Source organism: Streptomyces sp. NPDC050988 (assembly GCF_044456225.1).
GTDB lineage: Bacteria > Actinomycetota > Actinomycetes > Streptomycetales > Streptomycetaceae > Streptomyces.
Window position 1 is genome coordinate 74011 of record NZ_JBITFQ010000035.1, and the last position, 22990, is coordinate 97000.

A 22990-nucleotide genomic window follows, 5' to 3' on the forward strand; every position below is an offset into this window, starting at 1 on the left:
AGGAGGCTAATAGACCGACCCCATACCTTTACAGGGGTGACTTGATCGGATCTTGTCCGAGACCGCCTCGCACACGTTCCTATGCCAGGAAGCCGCGCAGGAGTGCCGCCGTGCCCGCGCAGTGTTCGCGCATCATCTCGCGGGCTCCGTCCGCGTCGCCGTCCAGCACCGCCTCGACCAGCGCCTCGTGCTGGCGCTGCGAGTGCTCCAGGTTCCGGACCAGGAGGGGAATGCAGTCGAGCAGGTCGTTCACGGTGGCGCGTACCGCCGCGTACTGGGCGGTGAGCGTCGGTGAACCGCACAGCTCGGCGAGGGTGAGGTGCAGGAGGGTGTCCAGGCGGCGGTAGTCCGCCAGGGGGGCGTCCTGGGTGCGGGCCAGGGCCTCGCGCAGGCGGGCCGAATGGGCGGGGGGCAGACCGTGTGCGGCGCAGAGGCCAGCCGCGCCCACCTCCAGGACCTCGCGGAAGCGCAGGACGTCCTCTATGTCGACCTCGCCGATCCGGCGGCGCAGCTCCGCCTCGCCGGGGGCGTCGGTTCGGGGGAGGACGAACGTGCCGCCGTAGCGACCGCGTCTCGACTCGACCAGACCCTGGTCCTGGAGGACCTTCAGGACCTCGCGCAGCGTCACCCGGCTGATCCCGAGCCGGTCCGCCAACTCCCTTTCGGCGGGCAGCCGTTCACCCCCGGGGACCAGGCCGAGCCGGACGACCTGGAGGATCTGCTCCAGGGCCTCCTCGAAGCCGTTGCCCGCGCGCACCGGGCGCAGCACCGGCGTCAACCGGTCGTTCAGTTCGTGTGGATCCGGCTGCGACATCTGGCCGTGCCCCCTTCCCAAGCAATGGTTCTCGGCAATACCTTATGGCTCTCGGCTGACCGAAGGAGGCATTTCCCGTGGCAGACCGCACACCACCCCTCAGTGTCGAGGAGCTGCACGCCCTCGTCGCGAGCGGGGAGATCGACACGGTAGTCCTGGCCTTCCCGGACATGCAGGGGCGGCTCCAGGGCAAGCGGTTCGCCGCGCGTTTCTTCCTCGACGAGGTCCTGCACCACGGTACGGAGGGCTGCAACTACCTCCTCGCCGTCGACACCGACATGAACACCGTCGACGGCTACGAGATGTCGTCCTGGGAGCGCGGCTACGGCGACTTCGCCATGCATCCGGATCTGAGCACATTGCGTCGTGTTCCGTGGAACGCGGGTACGGCGATGCTCGTCGCCGACCTCGCCTGGGACAACGGCTCGCCCGTCGTGGCCGCGCCCCGCCAGATCCTCCGGCGCCAGCTGGAGCGGCTCGCCGAGCACGGATTCACCGCGCAGGTGGGGACCGAGCTGGAGTTCATCGTCTTCAAGGACACGTACGAGCAGGCCTGGGACGCGAACTACCGGGGGCTCACGCCCGCCAACCAGTACAACATCGACTATTCGGTGCTCGGGACCGGGCGGATCGAGCCCCTGTTGCGCAGGATCCGCAATGAGATGGGCGCCGCCGGGCTGATCGTCGAGTCCGCCAAGGGCGAGTGCAATCCCGGGCAGCACGAGATCGCGTTCAAGTACGACGAGGCCCTGGTCACCTGCGACCAGCACGCCATCTACAAGACCGGGGCCAAGGAGATCGCCTCCCAGGAAGGTGTCTCGCTCACCTTCATGGCCAAGTACAACGAGCGCGAGGGCAACTCCTGCCACATCCACCTCTCGCTCGCCGACGCCGACGGCACCAACGCGATGGCGGGCGACGGGGCGGGCGGGATGTCGCAGGTCATGCGGTACTTCCTCGCCGGACAGCTCGCCGCGCTCCGGGACTTCTCGCTGCTGTACGCGCCCAACATCAACTCGTACAAGCGGTTCCAGCCCGGGTCGTTCGCGCCGACGGCCGTGGCCTGGGGGTACGACAACCGCACCTGTGCGCTGCGGGTGGTCGGGCACGGGCGCTCGATGCGGTTCGAGAACCGGCTTCCGGGTGGCGATGTCAATCCGCACCTCGCCGTCGCGGGGCTCGTCGCGGCCGGGCTGTACGGCATCGAGCAGAAGCTCGAGCTGCCTGAGGCGTGTACCGGGAACGCGTACACCTCGGGCTACGAGCACGTGCCCACCACGCTGCGTGAGGCCGCCGAGATCTGGGAGAACAGCGCGATCGCCAAGGCCGCCTTCGGTGACGAAGTGGTCGCGCACTACCGCAACATGGCGCGCGTCGAACTGGACGCCTTCGACGCCGCGGTGACCGACTGGGAGCTCCGCCGCTCCTTCGAACGTCTGTGAGGCCGAAGTTGTCGCACCTGCACGAACTGGTGGTTCTCAACCCGGCGACGGAGGAGGTCATCACCACCGTCCCGGGCGCCACCCCCGAGGACGTCGACGCCGCGGTCGTACGGGCGGAAAAGGCGCAGGTCCGATGGGCCGCCCTGGCTCCCGGCGAGCGGGCCCGGCTGTTGCGTCGGTTCGCCGTCGTCGTCGATGAACATCTGGAAGAGCTCGCCCAGTTGGAGGTCCGCGAGGCCGGGCACGTCGTCGGCAACGCCCGCTGGGAGGCGGGCAACGTGCGTGATCTGCTCGACTACGCGGCCGGGGGCGTGGAGCGGCTCACCGGGCGCCAGATCCCGGTGCCGGGCGGTCTCGACATCACGATCCTCGAACCGCTGGGCGTCGTCGGGATCATCGCACCCTGGAACTTCCCGATGCCCATCGCGGCCTGGGGTACGGCTCCGGCGCTCGCGGCGGGCAACGCGGTCATCCTCAAGCCTGCCGAAACGACCCCGCTGACGGCCCTGCGGCTCGCCGAACTCGCCCTGGTCGCGGGGCTGCCGGAGCACCTCTTCCAGGTGCTCCCGGGAGCGGGCGCGATCACCGGCAACGCGCTGGTCGAACACCCCGGGGTCGCGAAGATCGTCTTCACGGGGTCAACAACCGTGGGCAAACAGGTGTTGGCGAAGGGCTCCGCGCTTCTCAAGCGCGTCACCCTCGAACTCGGCGGCAAGAGCCCCAACATCGTCTTCGCCGACGCCGACATCGAGGCCGCCGCGGCCGCCACCCCCATGTCCTTCCTCGACAACTCCGGCCAGGACTGCTGCGCCCGCACCCGCATCCTCGTCCAGCGGTCCGCCTACGACCGCTTCCTCGAACTCCTCGCCCCGGCGATCGAGTCCGTCGTCGTCGGCGACCCGGCCGACGAGAAGACCGCCATGGGCCCGCTGATCTCCAGGCCCCAGCTGGAGCGCGTACGGTCGTACGTCACCGATGACTTGAGCGGCATCAGGGGCACCGCCCCCGAAGGCCCCGGCTTCTGGTTCCCGCCCACCGTCCTGACCGGAATCGAGTCCCACGCGCGCGTGGCCGTCGAGGAGGTCTTCGGACCGGTCGCCGTGGTCCTGCCCTTCGAGGACGAGGCCGACGCGATCCGCCTCGCCAACGCCACCGAGTACGGCCTGTCCGGTTCCATCTGGACCCGGGACGTGGGCCGCGCCCTGCGCGTCTCCAGCGCCGTCCGCGCCGGGAACCTGTCCGTCAACTCCCACTCCAGCGTCCGCTACTGGACCCCCTTCGGCGGCTTCAAGCAGTCCGGCATCGGCCGTGAACTCGGCCCGGACGCCCTCGCCGCCTTCACCGAAACCAAGAACGTCTTCATCAGCACGGAGGGCCCCGCACAGTGAGCGCATCGACCGACGACATCATCTGCCGCCGCCTGGTCGGCCGTACCGCCGTCATCACCGGGGCCGGCAGCGGCATCGGCCTCGCCACCGCCCGCCGGCTCGCCTCCGAGGGCGCCCACGTCGTCTGCGGCGACGTCGACGAGACCCGGGGCAAGGCGGCCGCCGAGGAGATCGGCGGCGTCTTCGTGAAGGTCGACGTCACCGACCCCGAGCAGGTCGAGGCGCTCTTCAGGACCGCGTACGACACGTACGGATCCGTCGACATCGCCTTCAACAACGCGGGCATCTCGCCGCCCGACGACGACTCGATCCTGGAGACGGGCCTGGAGGCCTGGAAGCGCGTCCAGGAGGTCAACCTCACGTCCGTGTACCTGTGCTGCAAGGCCGCGATCCCCTACATGCGGCAGCAGGGCAGGGGTTCGATCATCAACACCGCGTCGTTCGTGGCCCGGATGGGCGCCGCGACCTCGCAGATCTCGTACACGGCCTCCAAGGGCGGAGTTCTCGCCATGTCCCGTGAACTGGGCGTGCAGTTCGCCCGGGAGGGCATCCGCGTGAACGCGCTGTGCCCGGGGCCGGTCGACACGCCTCTCCTCCAGGAACTGTTCGCCACGGATCCGGAGCGGGCCGCGCGCCGCCTCGTACACATCCCGGTCGGGCGCTTCGCACGGGCCGAGGAGATCGCCGCGGCGGTCGCGTTCCTCGCCAGCGACGACTCCTCGTTCGTGAACGCCACGGACTTCCTGGTGGACGGCGGGATCTCTGGCGCATACGTGACCCCGCTCTAGACCTCCGACGGAGGCGGCCGTGTGCCGGTGACGGGTGGCGCCTAGAGTGCCGGGATGAGCATGACGCCCCCGCCCGGGTGGTACCGGGACCCCTCCGCCCCGCACGTGGAGCGCTGGTGGGACGGGACCGCCTGGACCGAACACCGGCGCTCACCCGAGGCGGCGACGCCCCAACAGTCGTACGCGCAGCCGCAGTTCACGCCCTCGACGCCGACGGTACCGCTCGGGACCGGCGGTTCCGGCGCCTCCCGCGGCTCCGGACGCGCGAAGGCGATCGCCCTCACCGCAGCGGCGGCCGTGCTGGTCGCCGCGATCGTCACGGGCGCCGTCGTCCTGAGAGGGGACGACGGCGACCCGCAGACGCAGACCGCGCCGACGCCCACGTCGTCCGCGCCCACGAGCACCGAGTCCTCGCCCTCGCCCTCGGAGTCCAGCTCCGAACCGTCCGCCGACGACCCCTCCGTCGTCGTGGACGAGCTGAACGGCATCACCCTGCCGCTCCTCGACGGCTGGGCCAGACCCCAGAGCGTCACCGAGACCGACATCATGATGACCACGTCCGGGACGTACGACTGCCCGGGCGACGACGGCCTCTGCCGCCACGGCACGGTCATCTCGCGCACGGTCACCTCGAACGACGAGAAGTCCCCCGAGACCCTCGCCAAGGACGACATATCCGAGGCGGCCGACCGCGCCTACGACCGCAACAAGGTCAACCAGCGCCCCTTCCACGGCATCACCTCCCACGAGGTGGTCGAGCAGGGGTCGGTGGCGGTCGCCGGCCGCACCGGGTACTTCGTGCGCTGGCGCGTCAGGACCGAGGCGGGGCCGGGAGGTTACGTCCAGTCGATGGCGTTCCCGTCCAGTGTCGGCTCGGAGTCGATGGTCATGGTGCGGTACGCCTTCGACGCGGGCGAGGAGGGGCCGCCCCTCGCCGACATGGACCGGATCACCAAGGGGATCCGGCCGGTAGGCGACGAGGGCACGGGCGGCGGGGTGGGCAGCAGCATCGGCCCCACCGAGTGACCGACTCCGGCCCGCACAGCAGGCCGGCTGTCGGCTGGTCGGCCACCGGCAGGTCGACTGTGGCTAGAGGAACGTGTGGCCCTCTCCGCGATAGGTCGGGACCGTCGCCGTCACCGCGTCGCCCTCCACGAGTTGCAGCACGTCGAACCGCTCGCACAGCTCACCGGCCTTCGCGTGCCGGAACCACACCTTGTCGCCGATCAGCAGATCGTCCGCGGGCGAGCCGAGCAGCGGCGTCTGCACCTCGCCGGCCCCCTCCTGGGCGTCGTACCGCAGCCCCTCGGGCAGGTACGGCACGGGCGACCGGTCGGGGCCCGCGGCGCCCGACGCCGGGTAGCCGCCGCCGAGGACGGTCACCACACCCACCCCCGGCCTGCGCACGACGGGCTGCGCGAAGAGCGCGGCCGGACGCCCGCTGAACGACGTGTAGTTGTCGAAGAGCCGCGGCTGGTACAGCCCCGACCCGGCCGCGATCTCGGTCACCGAGTCCTCGGCCGCGGTGTGCTGGACGCTGCCCGTGCCACCGCCGTTGACGAACTCCAGGTCCGGCACGACGGCCCGGACCGCCCGCACGACGTCCGCACGGCGCTGCGCCAGCTCCTTGCGGGCCGTGGCCTGCATCAGCCGGATCGCACGCGACCGCAGCGGCCGCCCCTGCACGGAGTCGCCCACCCCCGCGATGTGCCCCTCGTACGCCATGATCCCGACAAGCCGGAAACCGGGCCGACGAGCGACCGTACGAGCCATCTCGGCGACCTGGGCGGGGGAGTGCAGCGGCGAACGGCGGGCGCCGACCCGGACCCGGCCGCCGAGCATCTTCAGCGCGGTGTCCAACTCCAGGCACACACGCACCTCTTCGCGTCCGCCGTCCCGGGCGTCGTCGATCAGCTTCAGCTGCGCCGGGTCGTCGACCATGACCGTCACGGCGGCCGCGAGCTTCGGATCGGCGGCGAGCTCCGCGTACGCCTTGCGGTCCGCGGACGGATACGCGAGCAGTACGTCCTCGAAACCGGAGCGCGCCAGCCACAGCGACTCGGCCAGCGTGAACGACATGATCCCGGCGAAACCCTCCCGGGCCAGCACGCGTTCGAGCAGCGCACGGCAACGTACGGACTTGCTCGCGACGCGTACGGGCTTGCCTGCCGCCCTCCGCACGAGATCCTCGGCGTTGGCGTCGAAGGCCTCCAAGTCCACGATGGCGACGGGTGCGTCTAGGTGAGCGGTGGCCCGGTCGTAACGGGCCCGGTCTGCGGCGCGGGCAGTCATGGGCGAAGCCTGCCAGACCTGATTACCGCAGGGTAGGGGGACGTTCCGGGCAGATGCCCCGGGCCTGCCGACTGGTTCCCACTCGCACAGCGTCAACCCGTAGAGTGACGCGCACGCAAGCAGGGAACGGGTCCGGAGGGGATCCTTCGGCGGGCCGGTCGCCGGGGCCGAGGAAACGGGGGGTGCATGAGCACGGAAGCGCGCCGCGCCTCCATTCCTCCACGGCCCTCGACGCCCCCCGAGCAGCCTGCGGCGGAGAGCGGACGAGAGCAGTCCGAGGGGTCCGGGGATACGGGAAACCCGGGTACGCCGTCGGGTCGGGGTGCCGCCGAGGCGCCCGAGAGCCAGGACCGCCGACCCTGGCACGACGCCTTCGGACCTGCGCGGACCGGACGCGCGCCGCACGAGCCCGGGACCGCGGGTGCTCCGCGGGGCCCTGAGGGATCCGACTCCGACTCCGACGATACGGACCCTCTGCCCAGGCGCGACTTCGGAGATGCCCCGCTGAGGCCCGGCGTCTCGGGAACTCGGCCGGGCTCCGGCACCCAGGGCACCCCACACCGGCCGCACGTGTCGGACGGGACCGGCCCCCGAGGCACGTCCTCGGCCGCGTCGTCCCGCTTTCCGAACCTCCGTCCCGCCGGCGAACGGCGACACGAACCGGAGACGCCCCCGCCGCCGCCCGCTTCGGCACGCTTCCCGGACACACCGCCGCACGACACGGGTGCCATGCCCCGCGTGGAACGGACAGGGACACCGTCCGTCCCGCCACGTCCGGCGACCGGTCCCCGCACCTCCCCGACGAGCCCGGAGAACACGGCTCGTCCGCCACGTCCGGCCGGCGCCCCCGGCGCGACACCGGGGCGAGCTGAAGAGACGGGTGTTCCGCCACGTCCGGCAGGTGCCCCCGGCGCGACAGCGGGACGTGCCGAACAGACCGGTGTTCCGCCGCGTCCGGCGCGTGATCCCGGGGCCGCCTCAAGGACCACGGACCAGACCGATGTCCCACGGCGTCCGGCGACCGGGTCGGGAACGGGTGCCGGGCGGGCTGGTGCGCCGCAGCGTCCGGCGACGGAGTCAGGGGCGACCGCGGGGCCTGCCGGGCGGGTCGGCTTCCCGCCGCGTCCGGCAGGGGATCCGCATGCTCCGAGGAGGAACGCCGAGGGGGCGGCCGGGGCCCCGCCGCGTCCCGCGAACGCTCCGGGAGGAGCGGGAGCGGCTGGCCGGAGCACTCGGACCACTCGGGGGACCGATGGTCCGTCGCGGCCCGCGGCGGAGTCCCGCGGCCCGATGGCGAACGGCGAGGGCAGGTCCGTCCCGCCTCGCCCCGCCACCGATCCGCGGACGGCCAACAGCACGTCCCAGGAGCGCCCCGGCTCCGGGTTGCCCCTACGACCCTTCGCCCCACCGAGGCCGGAGACTCCGGCGCCCCGCCCGGGCACCGCCGAGTCCCGGGTCGCTCCGTCGAGCGGGCCCGGTGCCGCCGAACGCCGGGTCGCTCCGCCGAGCGGGCCTGGCGCCGCCGAACGCCGCGTCGCTCCGCCGAGCGGACCGGGCACACCCGAACGCCGCGTCGCGCCACTGTCCGGGCCGAGCACCGCCGAGCCCCGGGTCGCGCCGCCGTCTGGGTCCGGTGCTGCGGAACGCCGGGTCGCTCCGCCGAGCGGGCCGGGCACACCCGAACGCCGAGTCGCGCCACCGTCCGGGCCGGGCGCCGCGGAACGCCGGGTCGCGCCGCCGTCCGGGCCTGGCGCCGCCGAGCCCCGGGTCGCTCCGTCGAGCGGGCCCGGCGCCCCCGAACGCCGCGTCGCGCCGCCGTCCGGGCCCGGTGCGGCGGAACGCCCGGCCAGGCCGCCCGTGCCGCCGCGGCCGAGCACGTTCCTCCACCCCTCCGCGCGGCGAACCGGCGCCCCCTGGGAGACCCCGACGGAGACCACCACCAGGCTCCGGCCCGTCCCGGCCGACCCGCCCGCGGCTCCCAGCGCCCCGCGCCGCCACGACATTCACCTGTCCAGCTCGGCGGAGTCCTTCACGGACCCCGCTCCGCACGTCACCGACCCCCCGGACCCGACCCCCCGCCCCTTCGTGTCCCTCGCGACCCCCGACACGTACGACAACGACACCGTCCAGCCGCGCACGGGAGGAGCCCGGCCGCGCCCCCGCCTCGCGGCCGTCGTGACCTGTGTCGTGCTGGGGCTCGGGCTCATCGGCGGTGCGGTGACGGGCAGTTGGCTGAGCGGTGACAGCGAGGGCGGGGCCGGAACACCGGACGTGTTCACGGCGGCCGGGGCCCTGTGGCACAGCATCCCCGTGGACGAACTGTTCCCGCCCACCGTCGACGGCGAGGGCGCGGGCCCGGGCGGTGCCGACCGCACCTGGACCCGTATCGCCGTGGCCCCTGACAGCGGCTGCAAGGACGCCTTCGACCCGCTCCTGCGCAAGGCCCTCGCCCCCGCGGGCTGTCTGCGCCTCCTGCGCGCGACCTACACGGACGCCACCCGCAGCCACGTCACCACGGTCGGCCTGTTGTTCACGAAGGCGGACTCCGCGGCCATGGGCACCCTGCGCGCCCGGTTCAACTCGCAGGGCCTCGACCGGCGGCGCGACCTCATGCCCCGCCCGTACGCGGCGCAGGGCACCCTCGCCGCCGGGTTCGGTGACGCCCAGCGCGCGTCCTGGACCGTGTCGGTCCTGACCGACGCCCCGGTCGTCGTCTACGCCGTGTCCGGCTTCGCCGACGGCCGTACCTTCACCGAACCGCAACCCGCCGAGGACGCGATGAAGGCCGACGCCACCACGCCCTCCGCCCAGGGCGGCCTGGGCCACGACGCACAGGGCCTGGCCGACCGCATCGAGCGAAGCCTCCGGAAAACCGTCAACTCGGCCACGGAGAAGCCGTCATGACCCGCGGGACCCTGCCCGGGAGGAGACTCGTGGTCGGCCTCATGGCCGCCACCATCGCCCTCCTGCCCGCCACCGCCGCCCACGCCGACGGCATCCGAGCCAAGCAGTGGGCCCTCGACGCGATGCACACGCAGGAGGCGTGGCAGACGACGAAGGGCAAGGGCATCACCGTCGCCGTCCTCGACACGGGCGTCGACGACGAACACCCGGACCTCGCGGGCAACGTCCTCGCCGGCAAGGACATGGTCGGCTTCGGCGCCGGCCGCGGCGACCGGCCCTGGGCCCGCCACGGCACGGCGATGGCGGGCATCATCGCGGGCCACGGACACGGCGTGGGCGACGCCGACGGGGTCATGGGCATCGCCCCCGAGGCGAAGATCCTCCCCGTCCGCGTGATCCTCGAAGACGGCGACTCCGCCCGCGGCAAGGCCCGCAACACCCGTGGCAACGCCCTCGCCGAAGGCATCCGCTGGGCCGCCGACCACGACGCCGACGTCATCAACCTCTCCCTCGGCGACGACTCCAAGTCCGCCCACCCCGAGGCCTCCGAGGACGCCGCCGTCCAGTACGCCCTGAAGAAGGGTGCCGTCGTCGTCGCCTCGGCAGGCAACGGCGGCGAGAAGGGCGACCACATCTCGTACCCGGCGGCCTACCCGGGCGTCATCGCCGCGACGGCCGTCGACCGCTACGGCACCCGCGCCTCGTTCTCCACCCGCCGCTGGTACGCCACGGTCAGCGCGCCCGGCGTCGACGTCGTCATCGCCGATCCGGACCGGAAGTACTACGAGGGCTGGGGTACGAGCGCCGCGTCGGCCTTCGTCTCCGGCGCGGTCGCCCTCATCAAGGCGGCCCACCCGGGCCTGTCCCCGGCCCAGATCAAGCAGCTCCTGGAGGACACGGCCCGTGACGCCCCCACCGGCGGCCGAGACGACTCCCGGGGCTTCGGCTTCGTGGACCCCGCGGCAGCCATCAAGGAAGGCGCGGACCTGAAGCCCGAGGGCCTGAAAGCCGCGGCCCACAACAACAAGTACTTCGGCAACGGCCCCGACACCGCCAAGGAGGACAGGCCCACCTCGGCCTGGGTCGGCCCCCTGGCCGGCAGCACCGGCGGCGTCCTCCTGGTAGTGGCCATCATCCTCTGGCGAGGCAGCAGAAAACCGACCGCCCCGTAGGGCGGGTTTTTAGGGGCGCGGGGAACTGCGCGACCAGCCCACCACGACCCGCACATCCTCACCGGTCCCGCGGGAGCGATCAGTCCCCCTCAAAACAAGACACGGCGGCCTTCGCAACCGCCTCCACCACCGAAACCCCCTTCTCCTTCGACGAGTTGCCGTCGGACAACACAGCCACCAGATACTCCCGACCGCCGCCCACACCCACCCGCCCCACACTGTTGATGTCCCACAACCCGGTCGCGCTCCGAGGCAACCACCCGTTCTTCAGGGCGACTTCAGAGACCCCCACCCCAGACGCGGCCGCGGACACCCCCCAGTCCTGCCCCACGGCGACCTCCCCCATGAGCCCGGCCAGATACGCCCGAGAGCCGGCACTCAACTCCGACTTCTCCCCGAACACCTGACGCAACAAGGTGAGTTGATCGGCGGCCGTGGTCTGTGTAAGCCCCCACAAGGCCCCGTCCCCACCCTCCGTGTTCCGCAGCCCGAACCGATCGTTCGCCGCCCGCAACCCCTCCGCCTGCCCGATCGCCGTCCACAGGGCGGTCGCCGACGCGTTGTCACTGTTCCGGATCATCGCGGCGGCGTACGTCTTCTCCTGCGCGGTGAGCCCTCGCCCCGCGTCCTGCGCCCGCAACAGCAACGAGGCCAGGATGTCGACCTTCACGATGCTCGCGGTGTCGAACGCGCCGTCCCCGTACACGGCACTCTCACCGGACGAGACGTCGAGCACCGCCACCGACACCTCCGCCCCGTCCTCGACGGCCACGGCCTCCACCGCCTCGGCGAGCAGCGCGTTCCGGTCCACCGCTGGCTCGGGCCTGGTCCTGGAACTGGCCGCGGACGTGGGCACAGCCGCAGATTCCACCGTCGCCTCCATGACTTCCGTCGCCCCCGACGAAGCCTCCGCGCCGGGCGCCACCGAGGACGATACGAGCCCCTCGCCGTCGTGTGCCTGCGCCTGCACGTGCATCGTCCCCGAGGAGGCGGCGCCCACGAGCACGACGGAGGCGACCGAGGCGTACACGAGAGCCCTGCGGCGGGACGGACGGCCACTGCGCGGACGAGCCCTGTGGGGGAACATGCCGCGATCGTGGGCCCCGGCACTGTGCGCCCGGTTAGACGGATGTTAGAAGCGTGTCAGCGATCCCTGAGAAACCCGTGAACCTCGTGAACGACGCGTTTCCGAGCGGCGCAAACCGCACGATCGGCCCACCGGACGGGCCGAGGTTCCCCGCCGGACGGGCCGGTGTCGCCCACCGGACGGACCGCCACCGCTCACCGATAGGCTCGGTGCCCGTGGCGAACAAGAACATCCCCGACCCCGGCTTCTCCGACGACGACGGCTCGGCCGACCCCCGGCTGAGCGCGGCGCTCACGGCCTGGGCCGAGGACCGGTCCGCACACGGCCCCGTCCTCGCGGCACTCAAGGGGGCCCGGCTCCTTGTCCCCGTCGTCGCCGTGCTCGGTGAGGTCGAGGAGGACGAGAACGGGCTGCGCCGCGAGAAGACCAGCGACATGGCCGTCCCCACCCTCAAGGCCGGCAACAGGACGGCCCTGCCGGCCTTCACGTCCACCGAGTCGCTGGCCCGCTGGGACCCCGAGGCCCGCCCCGTCGCCGTACCCCTGCACCAGGCTCTCCAGGCCGCCGCCCACGAGAAGGCCGACACCGTCGTACTCGATCTGGCGGGCCCGGTCCCGTACGAGCTGACGGGCCCGGCCCTGCTGGCACTCGCCGAGGGGCGCACCACGACGGACCCGCTGGCCGATCCCGCGGTGGTCGCCGCGGTGCGCGTCGCGGTCGCCGACGAACCCCTGGTGCTCCGCGCCCACCTCGGCCCCGGCCGGGCCGACGGCACGCTCGCCCTCGTACTGGACCCGTCCGCCGACCCGGCCGAGACCGCCCAGGCCGTCGCCCGGCGCCTCGCGGCGGACGAAACACTGAGGGCCCGCCTGGTACGCGGCCTCGACCTGGCACTCCTGCCGGCCGAGGCGACGCCACCGGGCGAGCCCCTGTACGTACGCCAGTAGTGGGCGTACGCCACGGACGGCTGGGCGTACGCCGGAGAAGGGTGGGCGTACGCCGGAAAAGGGTCGTGGCGGGCGGGTCAGCCGAAGACCGGGCCCGTGTACTTCTCGCCCGGGCCCTGGCCCGGCTCGTCCGGGACGAGCGACGCCTCGCGGAACGCCAGCTGCAGCGACTTCAGGCCGTCGCGCAGCGGGGCCGCGTGGAAGGAGCTGATCTCGGTCGCGCTCGCGTCGAGCAGCCCGGCGAGCGCGTGCACCAGCTTGCGTGCCTCGTCGAGGTCCTTGTACTTGTCGCCCTCCTCGGTCAGACCGAGCTTCACGGCGGCGGCGCTCATCAGGTTGACGGCGACCGTCACGAGGACCTCGACCGCGGGGACCTCCGCGATGTCGCGGGTCATGGCGTCGAAGTCGGGGGTCTCAGGAGGGGTCTCACTCATGCCCCACACGATAGGCCCCGGCTCGTCGGCCCCCGTCCGCGGGAGCACTGTTCCCCTTCCTCGGAACAGCCGGAGAACAGTGCATGCAGGCCGATTCGCACCACCCGGGGGGAGCTGCTAACCTTGTGTAACGACCGGCCGGTCACTCCTGTGCCCGGCCCGCAAGTGGAGGCTCCGATCTCCCACCCGACTGTCCTCCGGGACGGCGGGTCACCCGGTCAGGCGGCCACCATCGTTCCGTACGGACGATGGAGTCGCTGGATATGCGCCCCGCGGGCCACCGCGGCGGTGCTCCGGTCATTCTTGGAGCCACCGCCTGTGTCCTGTCCGGGGCATTTTTCATGCGCCGCGGCGGTTGGTCCAGTCAAAGAGACGTATGCGAGCTGTTTGCCAGACAGTCCGTGTGGTGCTATCCGAGGAGGATCCATCAGCACCGAGCCCCGCATCAACGACCGGATTCGCGTTCCCGAAGTGCGACTTGTCGGTCCCAGCGGCGAGCAGGTCGGGATTGTTCCGCTTGCCAAAGCCCTGGAGCTTGCGCAGGAGTACGACCTCGACCTGGTCGAGGTGGCTGCGAGCGCGCGTCCCCCGGTCTGCAAGCTCATGGACTACGGGAAGTTCAAGTACGAGTCGGCCATGAAGGCCCGTGAGGCGCGCAAGAACCAGGCGCACACGGTCATCAAGGAAATGAAGCTCCGGCCGAAGATCGACCCGCACGACTACGACACCAAAAAGGGTCACGTCGTCCGGTTCCTCAAGCAGGGCGACAAGGTCAAGATCACGATCATGTTCCGTGGTCGCGAGCAGTCCCGGCCGGAACTCGGCTACCGACTGCTGCAGCGTCTCGCTTCGGACGTCGAGGACCTCGGGTTCGTCGAGTCCAACCCGAAGCAGGACGGCCGAAACATGATCATGGTTCTCGGTCCGCACAAGAAGAAGACCGAGGCGATGGCCGAGGCCCGTGAGGCCCAGGCGGCCCGCAAGGCGGAGGCGAAGGCCAACCCGGGCAAGTCGCAGAACCACGCGGGTGACGACATCTCCGACGGAGAGGTCGCCGACGCCGACACGGAGACTGCCGAGGCTCCGGCCGAGGCTTCCGCCGAGGCCTGATCCCGGGGCGCCAGTCCCAAGGGGGTTCCCGGACGAGAGTCCGGGGACGTCAACCGATACACATGACGTTCCGTTGTGCCCGGTTTCACGACCGGGCACAGGAGCGCCACTGACGAGGAGAGAACGGCGCTATGCCGAAGAACAAGTCGCACAGCGGTGCCAGCAAGCGCTTCAAGATCACCGGCTCCGGCAAGGTGCTCCGCGAGCGTGCCGGCAAGCGCCACCTGCTCGAGCACAAGTCGTCGCGCGTGACGCGCCGCCTGACCGGCAACGCCGAGATGGCCCCGGGCGACGCCAAGAAGATCAAGAAGCTTCTCGGCAAGTGACGTCCGGGCGCCTCGGCGCCGTACGTCTGGACCGGGACCCAATCGAATTCGGGCCGTGTGACGACCACCACGGCCCCGCTACAAGGAGTTAACAAGTGGCACGCGTCAAGCGGGCAGTCAACGCCCACAAGAAGCGCCGGGCGATCCTCGAGGCGGCCTCCGGCTACCGCGGTCAGCGTTCGCGCCTGTACCGCAAGGCCAAGGAGCAGGTCACCCACTCGCTGGTCTACAACTACAACGACCGCAAGAAGCGCAAGGGTGACTTCCGTCAGCTGTGGATCCAGCGCATCAACGCTGCGGCCCGCCAGAACGGCATGACGTACAACCGCCTCATCCAGGGTCTGAAGGCCGCCAACATCGAGGTGGACCGCAAGATCCTCGCCGAGCTGGCCGTCAACGACGCCAACGCGTTCGCCGCGCTCGTCGAGGTCGCGCAGAAGGCGCTGCCGTCGGACGTCAACGCGCCGAAGGCTGCGTGACGCTCGCGCTGGCCTTGGCCGGAACTGCTGTGGACCCGCTCGCCTCTCGGCTTGCGGGTCCACTTGTGTTTTCCTCCGCCGCGCGTGGGGCCGGCCGGTTCGGCACCGCCGGAATTCGCCGTCGTGGCTGAGCGCCGCCGCGGCGGAAACGAGAAGCCTGCCCCGGCCCCGTGAACCCGGCAGGATGACTTGCCCGGGGCTGTGAAGCACAGCCCTGTGATGTGGCGGAATGACGCACCCCACCCGTGAACCAAAGGTGAACCCATGCCTGTCGGCCCCGAGCTGATCTCCCCCCGTTCCGCGCGCGTTTCCGCCGCCCGGCGGCTTGCCAGGCGGAACTTCCGAGGGAAGGAGGGGCTGTTCCTCGCGGAGGGGCCGCAGGCCGTGCGGGAGGCCGCCGGGCACCGTGGCGACGGCGGCGAGACGCTGGTCGAGCTGTTCGTGACGCCGGACGCCGCCGAGCGGTACGCCGACATCGTGGGGGAGGCCCGGGACGCCGGGGCCCGGGTGCACCTCGCCGCCGAGGACGTGATCGCGGACATCTCGACGACCGTCACCCCGCAGGGACTCGTCGGGATCTGCCGGTTCCTGGACACGCCGTTCGAGGAGATCCTCAAGGCCGGGCCCAGGCTGGTCGCCGTACTGGCGAACGTCCGGGACCCCGGGAACGCGGGCACCGTCCTGCGCTGCGCCGACGCCGCGGGCGCCGACGCCGTCGTCCTCACCGACGCGTCCGTCGACCTCTACAACCCCAAGTCCGTACGGGCTTCGGTCGGTTCGCTGTTCCATCTGCCCGTCGCGGTCGGCGTACCCGTGGAGCACGCGGTGCGGGGGCTGAGGGACGCCGGGGTGCGGATTCTCGCCGCCGACGGCGCGGGCGAGGACGACCTCGACGACGAACTCGACAAGGGCACCATGAGCGGGCCCACCGCCTGGATCTTCGGGAACGAGGCGTGGGGGCTCCCGGAGGAGACGCGCGCGCTGGCGGACGCCGTCGTGCGCGTACCCATTCACGGCAAGGCCGAGAGCTTGAACCTCGCGACGGCGGCCGCCGTATGTCTCTACGCGTCGGCTCGTGCGCAGCGTGCCCGCCCTGCTGGTTCCTGAGGGGGTCCGTTTCGTCACTCCCAGCTAGTAGGGTGACGGGCTCGGGGGCCCTGCGCCAGACGAGAGGTGGGGTACGGGGATGAGTGTCGGCACGAGCGGTGCGAAGAGCGCACTGCGGGCACATGACGTGCGGAGCGCACCCGCGTCCCGGCACGGCGATCTCGCCGAACTCGGCCTCGACCCGGACGAACTGCCCGACGGACTCGTGATCGCCGACGAGCGCGGCCGGGTGATCTGCTTCAACGCCGCGGCAGAACGCATCACCGCCACGTCCGCCGCCGATGCCCTCGGCCGGCATCTCGAGTGGGTCCTGCCGTTAGAGGACCTCGAAGGCCGCCGCTGGTGGCAGCTGACCGATCCCTACGGCGGGCTGGCGATCCGGGTCGGACAGCCCGAGCGCAATCTGCTGCTCCCCGGGGGGCGGGAGGTCCTGGTCTCCGCACGGTACGTGCGGGTGCGGCCCACCGGCCCGATCCGCCGGGTCGTCGTCTCCCTCCGCGACACCGAGGCCCGCCGCCGCACCGAGCGCAGTCACGCCGAGCTGATCGCCACCGTCGCCCACGAGCTGCGCTCGCCGCTCACCTCCGTGAAGGGCTTCACGGCGACGCTGCTCGCCAAGTGGGAGCGGTTCACGGACGACCAGAAGAAGCTGATGCTGGAGACAGTGGACGCGGACGCCAACCGGGTCACCCGCCTCATCGCAGAGCTCCTCGACATCTCGCGCATCGACTCAGGCCGCCTCGAACTGCGCCGTCAGCCCGTCGACATAGGCGCCGCCGTCGGCCGGCACATCCAGGCGTACGTCGCCTCCGGCCAGTCGGCCGACCGCTTCCTGCTCCGTATCGGCCAGCCCCTGCCCGATCTGTGGGCCGACCCCGACAAGGTCGACCAGGTGCTCAGCAACCTGCTGGAAAATGCGGTGCGCCACGGCGAGGGAACCGTCACCATCGACGTGGAGCCCGCGCCGTCACTCCGCGAAGGAGAGGACGCCTGCACGTCGGTCACGGTGAGCGACGAAGGCCCCGGCATCCCGGAGGAGTCCATGAACCGCGTCTTCACCCGCTTCTGGCGGGGCAGCAAGCGCGGCGGCACCGGCCTCGGCCTCTACATCGTCAAGGGCATCGTCGAGGCCCACGGCGGCACCATCACGGTCGGCCGCGCCCCCGAGGGCGGCGCACAGTTCCGATTTACGTTGCCCGTGGGCACCCCGGCGTACTTGCAGTAACGCCGAAGAGGCCCCACGGGCGCATTCGCACACCTCACCCCCGTTAGACTCGGCCTTTGGCACCTTTGCGTCCCCTTTTCAGGGACAGGGCGTCCCGCGAGTCGCGACGGGGACCGTTGGCCAACCAATCGGAAGCACGGGAAGAGATGTCGGCACCGAACAAGTCGTACGACCCTGTTGAGGTCGAGGCACTGAAACCGGAAGAGATCGAGCGCATGCGGGACGAGGCGCTCGCCGCCTTCGCCGCCGCCGGTGACCTCGACGCGCTCCAGGAGGCCAAGGTCGCCCACACCGGCGGCGCCTCGCCGCTGGCCCTCGCCAACCGCGAGATCGGCGCCCTGCCCCCGCACGCCAAGGCCGCCGCCGGCAAGCTGGTCGGCCAGGCCCGCGGCGCGGTGAACAAGGCGCTCGCCGGCCGCCAGGCCGAACTGGAGGCCGAGCGCGACGCACGCGTGCTGGTCGAGGAGGCCGTGGACGTCACGCTGCCCCACGACCGCGTACCGTCCGGCGCCCGGCACCCGCTGACCACCATGATGGAGCGGGTCGCGGACGTCTTCGTGTCCATGGGATACGAGATCGCGGAGGGCCCCGAGGTCGAGGCGGAGTGGTTCAACTTCGACGCCCTGAACTTCGGCCCGGACCACCCGGCCCGGCAGATGCAGGACACCTTCTTCGTACAGGGCCCCAAGGCTGCATCCGACAGCGGCTCCGCCGCGGGCGACAGCGACGGCGAGTCCGGTGTCGTGCTGCGGACGCACACCTCGCCCGTGCAGGCCCGCGCGCTGCTCGACCGGGAGCCGCCCGTCTACGTCGTGTGCCCCGGCCGCGTGTACCGCACGGACGAGCTGGACGCCACGCACACCCCGGTCTTCCACCAGATCGAGCTGCTCGCCGTCGACGAGGGCCTGACCATGGCCGACCTCAAGGGCACCCTGGACCACATGGTCCAGTCGCTCTTCGGCGCGGACATGAAGACCCGGTTGCGCCCGAACTACTTCCCCTTCACCGAGCCGTCCGCCGAGATGGACATGCTCTGCTACGTCTGCAAGGGCGAGTCCGTCGGCAACCCCGACCGCTCCTGCCGCACCTGTTCCAGCGAGGGCTGGATCGAGCTCGGCGGCTGCGGCATGGTCAACCCGCGCGTGCTGACCGCCTGCGGTGTGGACCCCGAGAAGTACAGCGGATTCGCCTTCGGGTTCGGCATCGAGCGGATGCTGATGTTCCGCCACAACGTCGAAGACATGCGAGACATGGTCGAGGGTGACGTCCGGTTCACCCGGCCGTTCGGGATGGAGATCTGATGCGGGTCCCGCTTTCCTGGCTGCGGGAGTACGTCGACCTCCCCGCCACCGAGACCGGCCGCGATGTGCAGGCCAAGCTCGTTTCCGCCGGCCTGGAGGTCGAGAGGGTCGAGCAGCTCGGCGCCGACCTCAAGGGGCCGCTCGTCGTCGGCCAGGTGCTGACCATCGAGGAGCTGGAGGGCTTCAAGAAGCCCATCCGCTTCTGCACGGTCGACGTCGGCACGGCCAACGGCACCGGTGAGCCTCAGGAGATCGTCTGCGGCGCCCGCAACTTCGCCGTCGGCGACAAGGTCGTCGTGGTCCTGCCCGGCGCCGTCCTGCCCGGCAACTTCGCGATCGCCGCGCGCAAGACGTACGGCAAGACCTCGCACGGCATGATCTGCTCCGGCGACGAGCTGGGCATGGGCGACGACGGCAGCGGGGGCATCATCGTGCTGCCGCCCGAGCACGAGGTCGGCACGGACGCCGTCGAGCTGCTCGAACTCGTCGACGAGGTCCTCGACATCGCCGTCACGCCCGACCGCGGCTACGCGCTGTCGATGCGCGGCGTCGCCCGCGAGGCCGCCACCGCGTACGGCCTGCCGCTGCGCGACCCGGCGCTGCTCGACGTGCCGGGTCCGAACGCGTTCGGCTACCCGGTGCAGGTCTCCGACCCGCAGGGCTGCGACCGCTTCACCGCGCGTACCGTCACCGGTCTCTCGCCCGAGGCGCACTCCCCGATCTGGCTGCGGCGGCGCCTCCAGAAGGCGGGCATGCGCCCGATCTCGCTGGCCGTCGACATCACCAACTACGTGATGCTGGAGCTGGGTCAGCCCCTGCACGCGTACGACCGCTCCCGCGTCCAGGGCACGATCGGTGTGCGCCGGGCCGAGCCGGGCGAGAAGCTCACCACCCTCGACGGCACCAAGCGCACGCTGGACGCCGAGGACCTGGTGATCACCGACGACCGCGGGCCGATCGGCCTGGCCGGTGTCATGGGCGGTGCCCACACCGAGATCGACGACACCGAGGGCACCACCACCGAGGTCGTCGTCGAGGCCGCGCACTTCGACCCGATCTCCATCGCCCGCACGGCCCGCCGCCACAAGCTGGCCTCCGAGGCGTCCAAGCGCTTCGAGCGGGGCGTCGACCCTCAGGCCACGTCCGCCGCCGCCCAGCGCACGGTCGACCTGCTGGTCCTCCTCGCGGGCGGCACCGCCGACGGGGGCGTCACCGAGGTCATCGCGCCCTCGGCGCCGCGCACCATCAGCATCCCGGCGAACCACCCGGACAAGGTCGCGGGCGTCGACTACGGCCGCGAGACCGTCGTACGCCGTCTCCAGGAGGTCGGCTGCGACGTCTATGGGCAGGACGAGCTGATCGTCACCGTGCCGTCCTGGCGGCCCGACCTGACGGACCCGAACGACCTGGCCGAAGAGGTCATCCGTCTCGAGGGCTACGAGAACCTGCCCTCGACGCTGCCGAAGCCCCCGGCGGGCCTCGGCCTCACCGACCGGCAGCGGCTGCACCGCCGGGTCGGCCGCGCGCTGGCCGGCGCGGGCTATGTCGAGGCGCTGAACTACCCGTTCATCGGCGAGCACGTCTTCGACCAGCTCGGCCTGGCCGCGGACGACCCGAAGCGCCGGGTCGTCAAGCTGGTCAACCCGCTCTCCGACGAGGAGCCCGCACTCCGTACGACGCTGCTGCCGGGCCTGCTCCAGGCGCTGCGCCGCAACGACGGGCGGGGCTCGCACGACCTGGCGCTCTTCGAGACGGGCCTGGTCTTCCACCCGCAGGACGAACTGCGCGTCGCGGTACGGCTGCCCGTCGACCGCCGTCCCACGGACGAGGAGATCGCGTCCCTCACCGCCGCGCTCCCCGTCCAGCCCCGGCATGCCGCCGTCGTCCTCGCGGGCGCCCGTGAGCAGGCCGGCTGGTGGGGCAAGGGCCGCCCGGCCGACTGGGCCGACGCCGTCGAGTCCGCGCGCACCCTCGCTCGCGAGGCGGGGACCGAACTCCTCGTGCGCCAGGGCCAGTACGGGCCGTGGCACCCGGGCCGCTGCGCCGAGCTGGCCGTCGTCCTCGACGGTGCCGAGCGGGTCATCGGGTACGCGGGCGAGCTGCACCCCCGTGTCCTCAAGGCTCTGGGGCTGCCCGCGCGCACCTGTGCGATGGAGCTGAACCTGGACGTGCTGGAGGCGGCGAGTGCGGGCGTTCCGCAGGGTCCGCACGTGTCGACCTTCCCCGTGGCCACGCAGGACGTCGCGCTGGTCGTCTCCCAGGACGTGCCGGCGGCCGACGTCGAGGCCGCGCTCCGCGAGGGGGCGGGCGAACTGCTGGAGTCCATCCGGCTGTTCGACGTCTACGCGGGCGAGCAGCTCGGCGAGGGGCGGAAGTCGCTGGCGTACGCGTTGCGCTTCCGCGCGGACGATCGCACGTTGACCGTGGACGAGGCCTCCGCGGCGCGTGACGCGGCCGTTGCCCTCGCGGGTGAGCGTGCGGGAGCTGTTCTTCGGAGCTAGCTCTTTGTAAGTGGTGCCGGGGAACTGCGGGTTGATGGCTTGCCGCGGATGCGTCGTGGCTTGTCGCGCAGTTCCCCGCGCCTCTTTCAGGGGCCCGTGGCTGGTCGTGCTCTCGCGGCGGAGCCGCAAAATTTCACAGCCCCGTGCCCCTTTCGGGGCGCTGTTCGTGTCACCTCACTCATTCGGGTGAGAAGTGTGGGCGATCCGGGCCGATCGGGGCAGGCGATCGACAGAATCGACCCGGCCGAACAGGCCGGTGCCTGCGCTGAACAGGGCCTTAGGGGGGCCATCGGCATGATCCATACCAAGGCTGGGGGTCTCCGTCGGGCCAGTCCCGGGGTGAGCCACCGGACACGATGGCGGAAAACCGTCTCCCGGACGCTCGGTCGCACACCGGCCGACAGACTGTGCCGGGCCCGGGCCCGGCGGCCGGGCCGCGGTGAGATCCGTCGGCTCGGCCGGGATCAGCAACGACTGCGGCGGATGCTGGAGATGGGGCTGCCCGCCGTGTGGGGCGCGGCGGCGATCACGTACAAACTGGCCTGTCCGCTCGCCCAGCAGAACGGGCTCGGCGCCCGGATCGTCAGCTGTGCCGTCTTCTTCGCCGTCGGCACGGGCCTGATGATGCACGTCAGACGAGGGCTGCTGCGCGAACTCCGGCAGATCCGCAAGGTCGCGGGGGCTGCCCAGGGTGCCCTCCTTCGCCCGCCGCCACCGCGCGTCGACGGGCTGAACATCGCGGCGGCCCAGTTCTCCGCCGACCGCGGGGCCACCGTCGGGGGAGACCTGTACGAGGTGATCGGCACCGAGCACGGGGTGCGGATCGTGATGGGCGACGTCCGAGGGCACGGGCTCGCCGCCCTCCGTACCGTCGCCGCCGTGCTCGGCAGCTTCCGCGAGGCCGTCCACGACGAGGCCGAACTCGCGGGCGTACTACGGAGGCTGGAGCGCGCCATGGCCCGCCATCTGCGGGAGCGCGCGAAGGCCGAGCACCCCTCGTCCGGTCTCGACCCCGACAACCCGGTCGCCGAGGAGTTCGTCACCGTCCTGCTCCTGGAGATCGGCCCCGACGGCGAGATCCGTGCCCTCAACTGCGGTCATCCGTGGCCGTATCTGCTGCGCCACCACGCGGAACCGGTCGGGGTACGAGGACAGGTGGAGCACCTAGCCCTCGGCGACCCCCTTCCTCCCCTCGGGCTCTTCCCCCTCCCCGCCGAACTGCCCGTCGTCAACTGCGGGCCCTTCCTGCCCGGCGAGACGCTGTTCCTGCACACGGACGGTGTCGAGGACGCCCGCGACGGCGACGGCCGGTTCTTTCCCCTCGCCACGACACTCACCGAGGCCGCCCACACCCAACCCGTCTCACCCCAGGCGGTACTCCGCACGGTCTTCACCCAACTGCTGCGCCACGCGGGAGGACTCCCGACGGATGACGTAGCCGTAGTGGTCCTACGCAACGATCGTCAGCACGGTCGGGCCCCCTTGGGGGCGCGGGGAACTGCGCGACAAGCCACGATGGACCCGCAGCCGACCAACCACCTTTAGTCGTCCGGCGCTTTGTCGTCCGGCCCAACCCGGCGGAGCGAACCGGCGGAGCCGTCCGCCCCGCCACGGAGTGTCGGGCAGGCAGCTGGGCGGACGGCGCGAATCGGGCCGCCGCACTGTACGAGGGG

18 protein-coding genes and 1 pseudogene are annotated in these 22990 nt (G+C 71.7%); 15 read left to right on the forward strand and 4 right to left on the reverse strand.

Annotation, left to right across the window (positions count from 1 at the left end):
* Positions 1-79: 79 nt before the first annotated feature.
* The gene (locus tag ACIBEI_RS42460; protein WP_398896237.1) at positions 80-814 is read right to left on the reverse strand and encodes a FadR/GntR family transcriptional regulator; all 735 of its coding nucleotides are present in this window, start codon (positions 812-814) and stop codon (positions 80-82) included.
* A 77-nt stretch (positions 815-891) separates the two neighbouring features.
* On the opposite strand from ACIBEI_RS42460, the gene ACIBEI_RS42465 reads away from it, so the two are divergent.
* Genes ACIBEI_RS42465 through ACIBEI_RS42480 form a run of 4 tightly spaced genes read left to right on the forward strand, consistent with a single transcriptional unit; the run spans position 892 to position 5458 of the window.
* A complete protein-coding gene (locus ACIBEI_RS42465) occupies positions 892-2256 on the forward strand; it encodes a glutamine synthetase family protein (RefSeq protein ID WP_398896239.1) in 1365 nt (454 codons plus the stop codon).
* A gap of 8 nt (positions 2257-2264) precedes the next feature.
* On the forward strand, positions 2265-3644 hold the full coding sequence (locus tag ACIBEI_RS42470; RefSeq protein WP_398896241.1) for an aldehyde dehydrogenase family protein: 1380 nt from the start codon (positions 2265-2267) through the stop codon (positions 3642-3644).
* Positions 3641-4432 (forward strand): 3-oxoacyl-ACP reductase, encoded by a 792-nt coding sequence (locus ACIBEI_RS42475; protein ID WP_398896243.1) that lies wholly within the window; start codon positions 3641-3643, stop codon positions 4430-4432. The genes ACIBEI_RS42470 and ACIBEI_RS42475 overlap by 4 nt, the downstream gene beginning before the upstream one ends.
* 60 nt (positions 4433-4492) lie before the next feature.
* Positions 4493-5458 (forward strand): DUF2510 domain-containing protein, encoded by a 966-nt coding sequence (locus ACIBEI_RS42480; RefSeq protein WP_398896278.1) that lies wholly within the window; start codon positions 4493-4495, stop codon positions 5456-5458.
* Positions 5459-5521: 63 nt separating this feature from the next.
* Here ACIBEI_RS42480 and ACIBEI_RS42485 read toward each other — a convergent pair whose 3' ends face one another.
* Entirely contained in the window at positions 5522-6724 is a 1203-nt protein-coding gene (locus tag ACIBEI_RS42485; protein WP_398896245.1) for an amino acid deaminase/aldolase, read from the reverse strand.
* Positions 6725-8581: 1857 nt separating this feature from the next.
* Between ACIBEI_RS42485 and ACIBEI_RS42490 the strand changes: the two genes are divergently transcribed.
* Both ACIBEI_RS42490 and mycP read left to right on the forward strand, forming a co-directional pair.
* A complete protein-coding gene (locus tag ACIBEI_RS42490) occupies positions 8582-9628 on the forward strand; it encodes a hypothetical protein (protein WP_398896247.1) in 1047 nt (348 codons plus the stop codon).
* Positions 9625-10800 carry a type VII secretion-associated serine protease mycosin gene (mycP, locus tag ACIBEI_RS42495; protein WP_398896248.1) on the forward strand — a complete coding sequence of 392 codons (1176 nt, stop codon included), beginning with the start codon at positions 9625-9627 and terminating at the stop codon, positions 10798-10800. The genes ACIBEI_RS42490 and mycP overlap by 4 nt, the downstream gene beginning before the upstream one ends.
* 79 nt (positions 10801-10879) lie before the next feature.
* Here mycP and ACIBEI_RS42500 read toward each other — a convergent pair whose 3' ends face one another.
* On the reverse strand, positions 10880-11887 hold the full coding sequence (locus tag ACIBEI_RS42500) for a serine hydrolase (protein ID WP_398896249.1): 1008 nt from the start codon (positions 11885-11887) through the stop codon (positions 10880-10882).
* A 215-nt stretch (positions 11888-12102) separates the two neighbouring features.
* Here ACIBEI_RS42500 and ACIBEI_RS42505 point away from each other — a divergent pair, with 215 nt between their 5' ends.
* On the forward strand, positions 12103-12834 hold the full coding sequence (locus ACIBEI_RS42505) for an SseB family protein (RefSeq protein ID WP_398896250.1): 732 nt from the start codon (positions 12103-12105) through the stop codon (positions 12832-12834).
* 77 nt (positions 12835-12911) lie between these two features.
* On the opposite strand, the gene ACIBEI_RS42510 is transcribed toward ACIBEI_RS42505, so the two are convergent.
* On the reverse strand, positions 12912-13268 hold the full coding sequence (locus ACIBEI_RS42510) for a DUF1844 domain-containing protein (protein WP_055613892.1): 357 nt from the start codon (positions 13266-13268) through the stop codon (positions 12912-12914).
* Positions 13269-13669: 401 nt separating this feature from the next.
* On the opposite strand from ACIBEI_RS42510, the pseudogene infC reads away from it, so the two are divergent.
* From infC to ACIBEI_RS42550, 8 genes and pseudogenes are all read left to right on the forward strand, one after another.
* Positions 13670-14378 (forward strand): annotated as a pseudogene (gene infC / locus ACIBEI_RS42515) (translation initiation factor IF-3).
* A 131-nt stretch (positions 14379-14509) separates the two neighbouring features.
* Entirely contained in the window at positions 14510-14704 is a 195-nt protein-coding gene (rpmI, locus tag ACIBEI_RS42520; protein ID WP_019065473.1) for a 50S ribosomal protein L35, read from the forward strand.
* A gap of 95 nt (positions 14705-14799) precedes the next feature.
* Complete coding sequence (rplT, locus tag ACIBEI_RS42525) at positions 14800-15183, forward strand: 50S ribosomal protein L20 (protein ID WP_003970214.1); 384 nt, start codon at positions 14800-14802, stop codon at positions 15181-15183.
* 264 nt (positions 15184-15447) lie between these two features.
* Entirely contained in the window at positions 15448-16290 is an 843-nt protein-coding gene (locus ACIBEI_RS42530; RefSeq protein ID WP_398896253.1) for a TrmH family RNA methyltransferase, read from the forward strand.
* Positions 16291-16369: 79 nt separating this feature from the next.
* Complete coding sequence (locus ACIBEI_RS42535; RefSeq protein WP_398896255.1) at positions 16370-17515, forward strand: ATP-binding protein; 1146 nt, start codon at positions 16370-16372, stop codon at positions 17513-17515.
* 146 nt (positions 17516-17661) lie between these two features.
* Positions 17662-18816 (forward strand): phenylalanine--tRNA ligase subunit alpha, encoded by a 1155-nt coding sequence (gene pheS / locus ACIBEI_RS42540; RefSeq protein WP_398896256.1) that lies wholly within the window; start codon positions 17662-17664, stop codon positions 18814-18816.
* Positions 18816-21317 carry a phenylalanine--tRNA ligase subunit beta gene (gene pheT, locus ACIBEI_RS42545; protein WP_398896258.1) on the forward strand — a complete coding sequence of 834 codons (2502 nt, stop codon included), beginning with the start codon at positions 18816-18818 and terminating at the stop codon, positions 21315-21317. The genes pheS and pheT overlap by 1 nt, the downstream gene beginning before the upstream one ends.
* A gap of 483 nt (positions 21318-21800) precedes the next feature.
* The gene (locus ACIBEI_RS42550) at positions 21801-22862 is read left to right on the forward strand and encodes a PP2C family protein-serine/threonine phosphatase (RefSeq protein WP_398896260.1); all 1062 of its coding nucleotides are present in this window, start codon (positions 21801-21803) and stop codon (positions 22860-22862) included.
* Positions 22863-22990 lie beyond the last annotated feature (128 nt).